Origin of the sequence: Nocardioides faecalis (assembly GCF_018388425.1) — a bacterium.
Taxonomy (GTDB): domain Bacteria; phylum Actinomycetota; class Actinomycetes; order Propionibacteriales; family Nocardioidaceae; genus Nocardioides; species Nocardioides faecalis.
Window position 1 is genome coordinate 3,537,645 of record NZ_CP074406.1, and the last position, 13,631, is coordinate 3,551,275.

Here is a 13,631-nt window from a genome sequence, read left to right on the forward strand (position 1 = left end):
ACCGTGTCACCAGGTCGTCGCCCTGGAGGACAGTGGCGCCGGCTGAGGATCAGCCCGTGACGTGCTCGGCGAGCCAGTTCACCAGGGGCCGCATCCGGCGCCAGTCCTGACGCACCCGGTCGAGCAGCTCCGGGGTGTGCACGAACGGCTCGAAGCCGTAGGAGCGTCCGGCCAGCACGGTGCGCATCCGCAGCAGCTCGATGCGCGGGTGGTCCTTGTCGTAGCCGCGCGGCACGGTCTTGAGCCGCTGCCCGCTGATCTCGAAGCCGCTGCGCTCGAGGTCGCGCAGGATCCGCTCCAGCGCAGGCCCCGCCTTGTCGTCGGCCATGGCCTCGCGCAGCGCGGCGAGCCGCTCGCCGGAGGCCTCATAGACGCCGCCGCCGACGCGGACGCCCGGGGCGGCGACCTCGACGTACCAGCCGCTGGCCGGGCCGACGGCGACGAAGGCGCCCTGGTGGGTCTTGTACGGCGTCTTGTCCTTGGCGAACCGCACGTCGCGGTAGGGCCGGAACACCTTCGCCGTGCCGAACTCGGCCGCGAGCGCGTCGGTGAGCGCGACCATCGGGGCCCGCACGGACTCGGCGTAGACGTGCTTGTGGGCCTCCCAGAACGACTTCGTGTTGTCGACCTCGAGGTCGTCGTAGAAGTCGAGCGCCGCAGTGGGAAAGCCGGTGAACTCCACGGCCCGAGCCTACGGACGTGCCCACGCCCGCCCGGGGGCGGCACCCACGGCCGGGCGCGATACTGGGCCTGCTGCCGACCCCGACCCGAGGAGTGCCCATGGCCAAGCGCTGGAGCGACCTGTCCCCCCGTGCCCGCAAGGCGATCGTCGTGGTCGCCGGCGTCGACGGAGCGCTGCGCACGGCCGCGCTGGTCGACCTGCGCCGACGCGACGCCCGCGAGGTGAACGGATCGAGGCGGCTGTGGACCGCGGCGCTCGCCACGGTGTCGTCGGCCGGCGTCGTGCCGGTCGTCTACTTCCTGCGCGGACGCCGCCGCTGAGCCCGTCACCGGGGGCGGTGTCCCACGGGGACATGGAGCGGGCGACGAGACTCGAACTCGCGACATCGACCTTGGGAAGGTCGCGCTCTACCAACTGAGCTACGCCCGCATGCCCCGGCTGGCCGGAGCGTGGAGGATGCTACCCGATGGGCGTGAGCGTGGGTCGCTTCGGTGCCACCCCGTCACCCGAGGAGCGGCCGGTGACACGGCGCTGCACCCACGGCGCGAGGTGGGTCCGCGCCCAGGCCAGGTCGGCCGCGCGCTGCTCGCGCCGGCTGAGCACGGGCAGCGCGACCGGCCCCAGGGGAAGCAGCTCATGGGCCAGGCCGAGGGCGTCGAGCACCGCGATGGCGATCATCTGGTGGCCGACGGGGTTGAGGTGCAGCCGGTCCTCGTCGAAGACCTCGGCGACCTTCCAGCCGCGCATCCGCCACATGTCGACGACGGCGGCACCGTGCCGGTCGGCGATCTCGCGGACGAACTCGTTGAAGATCGCGGTGCGGCCCCGGATGATCCGGATCGCCGGGTTCAGGCCGGGGTCGCCGAGGGTGAACATCACGACCTTCGCCCCGGAGCCTGCGAGCCGGCCGATCGCGGCGTCGTACGACGCGGCGAGGGCGTCGACGTCGGCCTTGGGCCGGAGCAGGTCGTTGCCGCCGCCGTGGATCGAGACGAGGTCGGGGCCCAGCGCGATCGCGGGCTCGACCTGCTCCTCGATGATCGCGGGCAGCTTGCGGCCGCGGATGGCGAGGTTGGCGTAGCCGAAGTCCGCGCCGTCGCGGGCCGCGCCCGCGGCGAGCGCCTCGGCCACCCGGTCGGCCCAGCCGCGGCACCCGTTGGGGCGGGCCGGGTCGGGGTCGCCGACGCCTTCGGTGAACGAGTCGCCGAGGGCGACGTACTTGCGGGGGCTCATCGCTTCATTCTGCGCCCGTGACCACGACCACGGACAGCCGGGCAGGAACCCCGGCGGACGATAGGGTGCCTCCGTGCTGCTCAGCGACCGCGACATCACCGCCGAGATCGACGCCGGCCGGATCGCCCTCGACCCCTACGAGGAGGCGATGCTGCAGCCGTCCTCGATCGACGTGCGCCTCGACCGGTACTTCCGGGTCTTCGACAACCACAAGTACCCCTCGATCGACCCGGCCGCCGACCAGTCCGACCTGACCCGGATCGTGGAGCCCGAGGGGGACGAGCCGTTCATCCTGCACCCCGGCGAGTTCGTGCTGGGCAGCACCTACGAGGTGATCACGCTGCCCGACGACATCGCCGCCCGCGTGGAGGGCAAGTCCTCGCTCGGCCGCCTCGGGCTGCTCACCCACGCCACCGCCGGCTTCGTCGACCCCGGGTTCTCCGGGCACGTGACGCTGGAGCTGGCGAACGTCGCGACGCTGCCGATCAAGCTCTACCCGGGGATGAAGATCGGCCAGTTCTGCTTCTTCCGGCTCTCATCCCCCAGCCAGCACCCGTACGGCTCGGAGAAGTACGGCTCGCGCTACCAGGGCCAGCGCGGGCCGACGCCGTCGCGCTCCTTCCAGAGCTTCCACCGCACGACGATCTGAGCACGACGAAGTCCCACCCGGGGCTTTTCTTTAGGTAAGGCTCGCCTTAGTGTGGGGTTCGTCCCCACTCACGCACGGAACGAGCCTGCCTTGAAGAACCTCCCTGGTCTGCGCCGCCTCGCCGGCCTCGTCGCCGCGACCGCGGTCGCGCTGCCCGCACTCGCCGCCTGCAGCACCGGCTCCGCCGACGACGACAAGGCCGCACCGAAGGCGACCACCTCCGTCGACGCCGATGCCTTCCCGGCGAAGGTGACCACCTCCCTGGGCACCGCCGAGATCCCCGAGGAGCCCGAGCGCGTCGTCACCATCGACTACGTCGACGCCGACGCCGTGCTCAGCCTCGGCGTCGTGCCGATCGCCGCACAGAAGGTCACCTGGGGCGGCACCGAGGACGGCTCCACCGTCTGGTTCGACGAGGCCCTCGCCGAGATCGACGGCGCCGAGGCGCCCCAGCGGCTCGACATGACCGACGGCGTGCCCACCGACGAGATCATCGCGCTCGAGCCCGACCTGGTCGTCGGCACCGGCGGCGCGCTCACCGAGCAGGACTACAAGAAGCTCACCGGCGCCGGCATCCCCGTGGTCGGCTACCCCGGCGCCCCGTGGTTCACGCTGTGGCGCGACACCGTGGAGCTCGCCGGGCAGGCACTCGGCCGCACCGCGCTGGCCGAGGAGGTCATCGCCGAGACGGAGAAGTCCATCGCCGAGGCCCGCGAGGCGCACCCGCAGCTCGAGGGCGCCAGCGCCGCGTACGCCTACCTGAACCCCGCGGACACCTCCACCATCGGCTTCTACAACGCCGAGGAGAACCGGCCCAAGCTGCTCGCCGAGCTGGGCCTGACCACCCCGGACGTCGTCAAGGAGGTCGTCCCCGCCGACGTCTTCTACCAGACGATGTCGTCTGAGCGGGCCGCCGACGTGGACGCCGACGTGCTGCTGACCGACGTGGAGAGCGCCGAGGAGGTCGACGTGATCACCGCCGACCCGCTCTACTCCAAGATCCCCGCGATCGCCTCCGGGAACCTGTACGCCGAGGCCGACCACTCGATCGCGCTGCCGATGTCGGCGCCCAGCCCCCTGTCCATCCCGTTCGCCATGGAGAACTTCGTCCCGAAGCTCGCCGCGGCGATCGACGGCTCGGGCTCCTGAGCTGAGCACGACGACGACCACGACGGCACCGGCGCCGGGGCGCACGCCCCGGCCCGGTCCGTCACTGCACCGGAGCGCCGCGATCCTCCTCGCGGCGCTCCTGGTCGTCGTCACCGCGTCGGTGCTGATCGGCTCCAACCTCGTCTCCCCCGCCGCGATCACCGACAGCGCGCACCCCGAGCACGCGATCTTCGTCAAGCGCTTCGAGCGCACCCTGACCGGTCTGGTGATCGGGGCCGCGTTCGCCCTCGCCGGGGCCTGCATGCAGGGCCTCACCCGCAACCCGCTGGCCGACCCCGGCCTGCTCGGCGTCAACGCCGGCGCCGCCTTCGCCATGGTCGTCGCGATCACCGTCCTGGGGATCAGCACGCTGCAGCAGTACCTGTGGTTCGGCTTCCTCGGTGCCGCGCTCGCCACCGTCACCGTGCACCTCGTCGCCGGCGTCGGCCGCGGAGGCGCCACCCCCGTCAAGCTGACGATCGCCGGCGCCGCGCTGACCGCCGGGCTGACCAGCTGGACCACCGCCCTGCTGCTCGTCGACCGCAGCGCCGTCGAGCAGATCCGGCGCTGGCAGGTCGGCTCCGTGGCCGGCCGCGACCCCGACGTGCTGCTCACCGCGCTGCCCGCGCTCGTCGTCGGCGCGGTGCTCGCGCTCGCGATGACCGGCGCACTGAACTCGTTCGCCCTCGGCGACGACCTCGCCCGCGGCCTCGGCCGCCGCACCGGCCGCGACCGGGTGCTGGTGGGGACCGCCATCGTGCTGCTCGCCGGCACCGGCACCGCCGTCGCCGGCCCGATCGGCTTCGTCGGACTCGTCGTCCCCCACGTCGTACGACGCCTGGTCGGTGCCGACCACCGGCTGCTCGTGCCCTTCAGCGCCGGGTACGGCGCCGTGCTGGTCGTCGCCGCCGACACCCTCGGCCGCGTGGTGCTGCCCCCCACGGAGGTGCCGGTCGGGCTGACCTCGACGCTGATCGGCCTGGTCGCCATCATCTGGCTGGTCCGCCAGGGACGGGTGGCGAAGCTGTGAGCGCCACCTTCGACCACCACCCCGACCTGGCCGACATCGACGCTTCCGCCGTGGTGCACCGCGCCCGCCTGCGGCCCCGGCGCCGACACGCGCTGGTGCTCGGCGCGCTCGGTGTGGCGCTGCTCGGCGCCTTCGCGGCCAACGTGCTGCTCGGCGACTACACCTACACGGTGCCGGACTTCTTCCGGATCCTCTTCGGCGCCGACATCCCGGTCGCCAGCTACCTGCTGATGGAGTCGAAGCTGCCGCGCGCGGTGCTGGCCGTGCTGGTCGGGCTGAGCTTCGGCGCCGGCGGCGCCATCTTCCAGGCCACCCTGCGCAACCCCCTCGCCAGCCCCGACCTGGTCGGCGTGTCGATGGGCGCCAGCGCGGCTGCGGTCTGGGGCGTCCTCATCGCCGGCTGGCAGGGCCCGCGGATCTCGCTGCTGGCGGTGGCCGGCGCGCTGCTCGCGGCCGCCGTGGTGCGGGCCGTGGGCGGCCGGGCCGGCACCCAGCGCATCGTGCTGGTCGGGGTGGTGCTGACGTTCGCCCTGTCCTCGGTGGTGCACTACCTGATGAGCCGCGCGTCGCTGTTCGACGTGCAGGTCGCCCTGCAGTGGCTGGCCGGCAGCCTGCAGGCCGCCGACTGGCAGCGGGTCCGGATCGTCGCGCTGTGCCTGCTGCTGACGCTGCCGGTGCTGGTCGTCCTGGCGCCGACGCTGCGGGCCGCCCAGCTCGGCGACGAGCTGGCGACCGCGCTCGGCACCCGCCGCCACGCGCCCGACCTGCTGCTCGCCGCGGCGGTCGTCCTGGTGGCCGTCGCGGTCGCCGCGGCGGGCCCGATCGCGTTCCTCGGCTTCATGTCCGGGCCCATCGCCCGCGCCCTCAACGCCGGCCGGCACACCGTCGTCGGTGCCGCCCTCGTCGGTGCCGTGCTGGTGCTGGTCGGGGACTACGTGGGCCGCTACCTCATCGGCGACGTCAACGTGCCGGTCGGGCTGGTCACCGGCGCCGCCGGCGCCCCGTTCCTGCTGTGGCTGCTCTCGCGTGGAGCGGCCGGAAAGGCGGCCGCATGAGCCGGCTCAGCGCCGAGTCCCTCGTCCTCGGCTACGACGACCGCACCGTGGTCGACCACCTCGACCTCGCGGTCGCGGACGGCCAGGTCACCGTGCTGGTGGGCGCCAACGCCTGCGGCAAGTCCACGCTGCTGCGCGGCCTGGCCCGGCTGCTGCGTCCCCGGGGCGGCACGGTGCTGCTCGACGGCGAGGACATCCACCGCCGGCCCACCAAGGAGGTCGCCCGGGTGCTCGGGCTGCTACCCCAGCAGCCGCTGGTCCCCGAGGGCGTGACGGTCGTCGACCTCGTCGGCCGCGGCCGTCAGCCGCACCAGGGCGTCTTCGGTCGCTGGAGCGCCGAGGACGAGGCCGCGGTCACCGACGCGCTCGTCGCCACCGACACCCTGCACCTGGCCGACCGGGCGATGGACGAGCTCTCCGGCGGCCAGCGGCAGCGGGTCTGGCTGGCCATGGCGCTGGCCCAGGGCACCGACCTGCTGCTCCTCGACGAGCCCACGACGTACCTCGACCTGGCCCACCAGGTGGAGATGCTCGACCTGCTCGCCGACCTCAACGAGAAGGCCGGCACCACGATCGTGATGGTGCTGCACGAGCTCAACCTCGCCGCGCGCTACGCCGACCGGCTGGTGGCGATGAAGGACGGCCGGATCGTCGCCGCCGGCACCCCGCACGAGGTGGTCACCGCCGAGGTGGTCCGCGAGGTCTTCGGCCTGGACTGCCAGGTCGTCGACGACCCCGTCACGCACACCCCGCTGGTGGTGCCGATCGGGCGCCGGGCCGCCCGGACCACCCCGGCCACCCCGGCCACCGCGCACGCCGCCACCCACGAGGAGGTCACCTGATGACCCTGCAGAACGAGTACGTCGCCACCCTGCCCCTGGTCCTGGACGAGGTCGAGGTGGTCGGCGTCGAGCGGGTCTCGCCCTCGTTCGTGCGGGTCGAGCTCGGCGGCCCCGCCGTGGGCCGGATCGGCGTCGACGGCGCGCTGTACGACCAGCGGTTCAAGGTCATCTTCCCCAACGCCGCCGGCCGGCTGCCGTCGTTCGCCGACGCCACGGAGGACTGGTGGAGCACCTGGACCGCGATCCCGGAGCCCGAGCGCGGCGTGATGCGGACCTACACCATCCGCGACCTCGTCGGCGAGGGCAACGACACCCGGCTGGTCGTGGACATCGTGGTGCACGAGGACGACGAGCCGACCCAGCCGCACGACGCGAGCGGTTCGAGTCCGGCGGCTGCGTGGTCGCCCGAGGGCACCGGGAACCGGTGGGCGCTGCAGGCGGCCGTGGGGCAGCGGCTGATGGTGCTCGCACCGCGGCGCGGCCACGCGTTCGGCGGCATCGAGTGGGCCCCCGACGGCGCGGACCGGCTGCTGCTGGTCGGCGACGAGACGGCGGTGCCCGCCATCCGCGGCGTGCTGCGTGACCTGCCCGCCGACGCCTCCGGGGCCGTGTTCCTGGAGGTGCCCCTCGGTGCGGACGTGCTCGACGACGTACGGGCGCCGGAGGGCGTGAGCGTGCACTGGCTGCCCCGCGACGGCGCGGCCCGCGGCGAGCTCGTGCACGCGGCGGTGCTGGCCCACCTGACCGGTACCCCGGAGGCGGTGGCGGCCGCGGCCGAGCCGGTGGTCGCCGACGACGAGGTCGACCCGGAGCTGTGGGAGACCCCGGCGTACTCCTCCTCCGGGGAGGAGGTGGTCGGCGCGACCTCGGTGCCCGCGGACACGCCGTACGCCGGGCTGTACGCCTGGATCGCCGGTGAGTCGAAGGTGGTGACCGGGCTGCGGCGCATCCTGGTCAAGGACCTGGGCCTGGACCGCGGCCAGGTCGCGTTCATGGGCTACTGGCGCGAGGGCGTCGCGATGCGGTCCTGACCCTGCCGCACCCCGGTCAGCGCACGGCGAGGGTGATCTCCGAGCGGTGCTCGGGCCCGGTGTGCAGGGTGAACGGCACGAGGTGGCCGACCAGGTCCGGGGACGGTGGAGAGCAGGTGCGGCACGTCGAAGGCCTGCACCGCGATCCGCAGCCGGTGTCCCTCGGCGATCTTCGCGCCGGTCGGGAAGATCTCGACGTCGACCGGCGCCACCTGTCCGGCGGCCAGCGGCTTCTTCGCCGCTCGGGTGAACGGGTGGAAGGGCTGCAGCAGCTTGCCGTCGAGGTAGCGGGAGCGGCGCGGGTCCAGCTCCCGGTGCGCGATGGTCTGCCAGCCGCCGCTGATCCGGGTCACGGTGCCGTCGGGCGCGACGTCCTCGACCGCCACCGACAGCATGCCGTCGCCGGTCAGCGTCGAGACGTGCAGCCGGGCGTTCACCGGCCCCTGGAAGCGGATCGGCGCAGACAGCGGCGCGGTGTCGAAGGTGAGTCCACCGAGGTCGTTGAGCCGGTTGTCGGTGAAGCAGGGCAGGTCGCGGGTCACGGCGGCGGGCAGGCCGGCGGTCCACTGGTTGGCCGAGCGGGTGCACAGGCCGGTGACGGGCACCGGCAGCACCGTGGAGGTGCCGGCACTGGGGGTGCCGGTGGTGAGGGCGCCGGCCTTGCCCCCGACGCTCGAGCTGCCCGAGAGGGCGAAGCTGCGGGCGGAGAGGTCCTCATCGATCCACTTCGCCTTCTTCACCCACGCCCCGGAGCCCTGCTCGTAGTAGGTCAGCGCGGGGATCTGGTCGAGCTTGGTGTCCCGGCCGAGCAGGTACCGGTCGAACCAGCGCAGCTGGAGCTCGGCGAGCGTGCCGTACCCGGCATCGCCGACCTCGGCGCCCGAGGAGCCCTGCAGGTGGTCCCACGGCCCGAAGATGAGCTTGGTCGGCACCTTGTTGCGTTGCAGCCGTTCGAAGACCAACGGGGTCCCCCGCTGGAACAGGTCGAACTCGCCGCCGATCAGGAACGTCGGCACGTCCACCTTGTCGAGCACCTCGATCGGGGACCGCTCCCGGTAGAACGGTCCGTCGAAGGCCGGGTCGCCGCCGAGCACGGCCTGGGCCAGCAGCGGGGCGGTGAAGGTGGTGGCGCCGGCCAGGTGCTCCAGCAGCGCCTTGACCCCCGAGGCCGGGTCCGTGGCCGTGATCGCCGGCGGGACGATCCCGGTGGCGGTGACCAGGCCCATCCACAGCGGCATGAAGCCGACGTCGATCTGGCCGCCGGAGGCGACCACGTCGCGGTACACGTCCGCGGCCGGGACCTGCGGGAAGATCGCCTTCAGACCCTTGGGTCGGTGCGCGGCGGCGAAGAGCTGTGAGATGCCCATGTACGACGCCCCGGTCATCCCGACCTTGCCGTTGCTCCAGGGCTGGGCGGCGGCCCACTCCACGACCGCGGCGGCATCGCGGCCCTCCCGCTCGCTGAACGCCGCCCACGTGCCCTCCGACGAGCCGGTGCCGCGGGCGTCGACGGTGAGCTGGGCGTAGCCGCGCTTGACCAGGTAGTCGGAGTCCGCGCCGGTGAGCCCGGAGGCGAACCCGCCGCCGATCAACGACTTGTTGTAGGCGGTGATGGTGAGCACGACCGGCAACCGACCGGTCACCGGCTGGCCGTCCGGGCCGGCGGGCCGGACCAGGTCGCCGCGCAGCACGACGCCGTCGTCCATCCGGATCGCCAGGTCGGAGGTCTTCGTGGTCGCCGCGTACGACGCCGCACGCGGGGTCCACGGGGTGCGGTCGCCGCGCGGCCCCGGCTTCGTCGTGGGCTTCGGTGTGGCACGGACGGTGGAGCCCTTGCGCACCGCCGCGGACGGCTCCCAGCGCTTGTCGACCTTGCCGGCCCGGGCGGAGGTGCCGCCGTCGGATCCGGCGCCGGGTGCCGAGGCCCGGGTGGCGGTGCCGGCGTCGTTGCCGATGCCGTCGCGGCCGGATCCGGCGAGCTCGGCGGAGGCGGGGACGGCGAACGCGACCGCCAGGCCGCTGCTCAGCAGCGCGGTCAGCAGGCGACGGCGACGGCGACGAGCGGGGACATGCATGGGCTCCTCCTCGATGACGCCCGAGCAACGAGCCGGCCGCGGCGTCCGTCACGGTCCTTTCCGGAGGCCGGACGGCGCCGGAGGAGGGGTGCAGCCCTTTCGGCAATGCCAGAAGGCCCCCGACTGCCCCAGGGAGGGCGGTCGGAGGCCTTCTGTACGACGTCCGCGACTCAGAGGTCGAAGAGCGACTCCGCGGCGTTGATGTCGACGTCGCGGCGGGGCTCGTGGCGCGCTCCGGACGAGGCCGGCGCGGCGGCCGCGGGCTTCTCCGGCTCCTCCGCGGGCTCCGGCTCAGCAACCTCGACCTCGACCTCGGGCTCCGGCTCGGGCTCCGGCTCAGCGGCCTCGGGCTCCGCCGCGACCTCCGGCTCCGCGGCCGGCGCCTTCTCGACCGGCGCCTTCTCGACCGGCGCCTCCGCAGGCGGAGCCTCGGCAACCGGGGCCTCCGCAGCGGCCGGAGCCGCAGCAGCCGCAGCGGGCCGCTCCACGACGGCACCCTCGGGTGCCGGGATGTCGAAGAGCGAGCTCACCGCGTGGATGTCCACGTCGGTGTGCGGCCGGCTGGCCTGCCCCGAGCTGGCGGGCGTCGCGCTCGGCACGGCGTCCGAGGCGACCGGCTTGGGCTCGGGGGCGTCACCGACGACCGCGGCCTCCTCGGCACGGGCGTCCTCCTCGACCGGAGCCGACTCCTCGACCGGCGCGGGTGCGGCGGTCTCGGCCTCGACCACGGAGGCCGGGGCCTCGGTGGCGGGGGTCTCGGTGACCGGGGTCTCCGTCAACGCCTCGGACGCCGGCTCAGACGACGGCTGGGGCGCCTTCGCCGGGGCGGGTGCCTCGGGTGCTGCGAGGTCGAACAGCGAGCCGACGCTGTTGAGGTCCACCTTCGGCGTCTCGGCGGCAGCCGGCTCCGGCTTGGCCGCAGCCACGCCACCCTCGACCTGCGCCTCGACGACCTGCTCCTCGACCGGCTTCGGGGCCGGCTCGGAGGACTTGGGCGTCTCCGCCTTGGGTGCCTCCGCCTTGGGCGTCTCCGCCTTGGGCGTCTCGGCCTTCGGTGCCTCGGTCGGCTGGATGTCGAACAACGAGCCGCCCGCCCCCAGGTCGGCGACCGGCGCCGGCTCGGCGGGCTTGGCGGCCGGCTTCTCCGCAGGCTTCTTCGCAGCCGGCTTCTCGGCAGCGGGCTTCTCGGCCTTGGCGGCGGGCTCCGCCGGCGCCAGGTCGAACAGCGAACCGCCCGAGCCGAGGTCGCCGGCAGGCTCTGCCGGCTTCGACTCCGTCTTGGGCTCGGTCTTGGCCTCGGTCTTGGTCTCCGCCTTGGCTGCCGGCTCCGACTTGGCCGCCGGCTCGGCGTCCGTCTTGGACTCGGCAGGCGCGTCGCCGAACAGCGAGCCGGCGTCGTCGAAGAGCGAACCACCGGACTTCTCCGCCGGCTTCTCTGCCGACTTCTCGGCTGCCTTCTCCGCGGGCTTGTCCGTCGACTTCGCCTCGGCCGGGGTGTCGAACATCGAGGACGGGTCGTCGAACATCGACGAGCCACCCGACGCCTTGGCCGCCGGGCCGGCGTCCTCGGTGTCGACCACGGTGTTCTCGGTGACGGTGACGTCGCCCTTCTCGGGCTCGGCCTTGGTCTCCACCGACTGCTTGGCGGCCGGAGCCGCGGTCGCCGTACCCGCGCCGGGCGCGAGCTTGGTGGCCATCTCGCCCTTGACCGAGGCGAGCAGCATCTGCGCGACGTCGAGGACCTCGACCTCCTCGCGGGCCTCGCCGTCGGCCTGCATCTTGGTCAGGCCGTCGGAGAGCATCACGCGGCAGAAGGGGCAGCCGACCGCGATCTGGTCCGACCCGGTGCCGACCGCCTCGGCGGTGCGGTTGAGGTTGATCCGCTCGCCGATCGTCTCCTCCATCCACATGCGGGCGCCACCGGCGCCGCAGCAGAAGGACTTCTCCTTGTTGCGCTCCATCTCGGCGAACTCGGCGCCGGGCAGGATCTCCAGCAGGTCACGCGGGGGCGTGTAGACCTGGTTGTGGCGACCCAGGAAGCACGGGTCGTGGTAGGTGACCTTGCGCTGGTGGGCGCCGTCGCCGTCCGCGACCGGGGTGAGCTTGCCCTCGCGCACCAGGCGGTTGAGCAGCTGGGTGTGGTGGATGACCTCGAGCTCGAGACCGAGCTGGCGGTACTCGTTCTTGAGGGTGTTCATGCAGTGCGGGCAGGTGGAGACGACCTTCTTGGCCTTCGCCTCGGTCAGCGTCTCGATGTTCTGCTGGGCCAGGCCCTGGTACACGAACTCGTTGCCGGCGCGACGCGCGGAGTCACCCGAGCAGGTCTCGCCGTTGCCGAGCACACCGAACGAGACGCCGGCCATGTCGAGCAGCTCGGCCACCGCACGGGTGGTCTTCTTCGCGCGGTCCTCGTAGGCACCGGCGCAGCCGACCCAGAACAGCCAGTCGACGGACTCGAGGTCCTCGATCGCCTCGCCCACGACCTTGACCTCGAACGGCAGGTCCTTGGCCCAGTCGAGGCGGGCGGTCGCGGACATGTTCCACGGGTTGCCCTTGTTCTCCAGGCCCTTGAAGAGGCCGTTGAGCTCGGAGGGGAAGTTCGACTCGACGAGCACCTGGTAGCGGCGCATGTCGACGAAGTGGTCGACGTGCTCGATGTCGACGGGGCACTGCTGCACGCAGGCACCGCAGTTGGTGCAGGCCCACAGGGCGTCCTCGTCGATGACGAAGTCACCGCCGGGCGGCTGGTAGAACCACTCGTCGACGCCGTCGGACTGCTCCTTGTCCGTCTTGCCGATCAGCGCGCGCGGCTCGCCGCCCTCGGCGGTCGGGTCGGCGCCGGCCATCGCGAACGCCTGCTCGCGCAGCGCGGTGATCATCAGCTTCGGGGACAGCGGCTTCTCGGTGTTCCACGCCGGGCACTGCGACTGACAGCGTCCGCACTCGGTGCAGGTGGTGAAGTCGAGGATGTCCTTCCAGGAGAAGTCCCAGATGGAGCCGACGCCGAGGGCGGCGTCCTCGTCGAGGTCGTCGATGTCGTCGAGGGTGATCGCCTTGCCGCCGGAGGTCAGCGGCTTGACCGCGCCGAGCGCCGTACGACCGGAGTCCTCACGCTTGAACCAGATGTTGAACCAGGCGGTGAAGCGGTGCCAGGCCACACCCATGGTCAGGTTGGTGGAGATGACGATCAGCCAGATCATCGCGGAGACGATCTTGACCATCGCGATGAAGTAGATGATGTTCTCGAGCGTCGGGATGGAGTCCGCGCCGGTGGGGAAGAGGTTGCCGAAGTACTGCGAGACCGGGAAGTGCAGGCCGTCGGCGTGCTCGGCGGCCGTGCCGCCGTGGGCCTTGGCCAGGTTGTACTCCGCACCGCGGATGAAGAGGATCGCGGAGGACTCCAGCAGCACCATGCCCTCGACGAAGTAGGCCTGCCACATCGTGGAGCCGAAGAACCGGCTCTTGCGGCCGATCTGCGAGGGCCGGTGGGTGAGCCGGTAGACGATCAGCGGGATGATCGCGATGGTGCCCAGGAGTCCGAGCAGCTCTGCGGCCCACTCGTAGAGCCACAACTGGCCGATGACCGGGATGGTGAACTCGGGGTCGAAGAGCTGCACGTACGCCGCCGCGACGGCCGTGGAGAGACCGATGAACGCCGCGAACGCGAACCAGTGCAGGATGCCGATCCACGTCCACTGGAGCATCCGGGTGTGCCCGAAGGTCTCCTTCAGCATGGTCAACGTCCGGCCGCCCGGGTTGCCGGTGCGGCCCGGGGCCGGCTGGCCCTTGCGGATCACTCCGAGCATGGCAAGCACCGCCCGCACCGTCAGGGCGACCGCTACGGCCGTGAAGACAAGGGAGACGACGATCGCTACCGCTTGCATG

11 protein-coding genes and 1 tRNA gene are annotated in these 13,631 nt (G+C 72.7%); 7 read left to right on the forward strand and 5 right to left on the reverse strand.

The genetic code is table 11. The features are described 5' to 3' along the window. Positions 1-49: 49 nt before the first annotated feature. Positions 50-682, reverse strand: a complete 633-nt coding sequence (locus tag KG111_RS16630; RefSeq protein ID WP_205289869.1) for a DUF2461 domain-containing protein — start codon at positions 680-682, stop codon at positions 50-52. Positions 683-780: 98 nt separating this feature from the next. On the opposite strand from KG111_RS16630, the gene KG111_RS16635 reads away from it, so the two are divergent. Next, complete coding sequence (locus KG111_RS16635; RefSeq protein ID WP_205289870.1) at positions 781-1,002, forward strand: hypothetical protein; 222 nt, start codon at positions 781-783, stop codon at positions 1,000-1,002. A gap of 33 nt (positions 1,003-1,035) precedes the next feature. Here KG111_RS16635 and KG111_RS16640 read toward each other — a convergent pair. Together KG111_RS16640 and KG111_RS16645 are read right to left on the reverse strand one after the other, a co-directional pair. Then, positions 1,036-1,111, reverse strand: a tRNA-Gly gene (locus KG111_RS16640). A gap of 30 nt (positions 1,112-1,141) precedes the next feature. After that, entirely contained in the window at positions 1,142-1,915 is a 774-nt protein-coding gene (locus KG111_RS16645; RefSeq protein ID WP_205289871.1) for an SGNH/GDSL hydrolase family protein, read from the reverse strand. Between the two features lie 73 nt (positions 1,916-1,988). On the opposite strand from KG111_RS16645, the gene dcd reads away from it, so the two are divergent. The 6 genes from dcd (at position 1,989) to KG111_RS16675 (ending at position 7,671) form a co-directional block, all read left to right on the forward strand. After that, positions 1,989-2,564 (forward strand): dCTP deaminase, encoded by a 576-nt coding sequence (dcd, locus tag KG111_RS16650; protein WP_205289872.1) that lies wholly within the window; start codon positions 1,989-1,991, stop codon positions 2,562-2,564. A 90-nt stretch (positions 2,565-2,654) separates the two neighbouring features. Beyond that, the gene (locus KG111_RS16655) at positions 2,655-3,713 is read left to right on the forward strand and encodes an ABC transporter substrate-binding protein (RefSeq protein WP_205289873.1); all 1,059 of its coding nucleotides are present in this window, start codon (positions 2,655-2,657) and stop codon (positions 3,711-3,713) included. Between the two features lie 100 nt (positions 3,714-3,813). Next, the gene (locus KG111_RS16660; protein WP_275890030.1) at positions 3,814-4,743 is read left to right on the forward strand and encodes a FecCD family ABC transporter permease; all 930 of its coding nucleotides are present in this window, start codon (positions 3,814-3,816) and stop codon (positions 4,741-4,743) included. Beyond that, positions 4,740-5,798: a FecCD family ABC transporter permease gene (locus KG111_RS16665; RefSeq protein ID WP_249666191.1), complete on the forward strand. Its 1,059-nt coding sequence runs from the start codon at positions 4,740-4,742 to the stop codon at positions 5,796-5,798. The genes KG111_RS16660 and KG111_RS16665 overlap by 4 nt, the downstream gene beginning before the upstream one ends. Then, entirely contained in the window at positions 5,795-6,640 is an 846-nt protein-coding gene (locus KG111_RS16670) for an ABC transporter ATP-binding protein (protein WP_205289874.1), read from the forward strand. Before KG111_RS16665 ends, KG111_RS16670 begins: the two co-directional genes overlap by 4 nt. After that, complete coding sequence (locus KG111_RS16675) at positions 6,640-7,671, forward strand: siderophore-interacting protein (protein WP_240195202.1); 1,032 nt, start codon at positions 6,640-6,642, stop codon at positions 7,669-7,671. The genes KG111_RS16670 and KG111_RS16675 overlap by 1 nt, the downstream gene beginning before the upstream one ends. Here KG111_RS16675 and KG111_RS16680 read toward each other — a convergent pair. Both KG111_RS16680 and KG111_RS16685 read right to left on the reverse strand, forming a co-directional pair. Beyond that, entirely contained in the window at positions 7,638-9,746 is a 2,109-nt protein-coding gene (locus KG111_RS16680; RefSeq protein ID WP_205289875.1) for a CocE/NonD family hydrolase, read from the reverse strand. The genes KG111_RS16675 and KG111_RS16680 overlap by 34 nt on opposite strands. Positions 9,747-9,916: 170 nt before the next feature. After that, on the reverse strand, positions 9,917-13,630 hold the full coding sequence (locus tag KG111_RS16685) for a heterodisulfide reductase-related iron-sulfur binding cluster (RefSeq protein WP_205289876.1): 3,714 nt from the start codon (positions 13,628-13,630) through the stop codon (positions 9,917-9,919). Position 13,631: the final 1 nt, after the last annotated feature.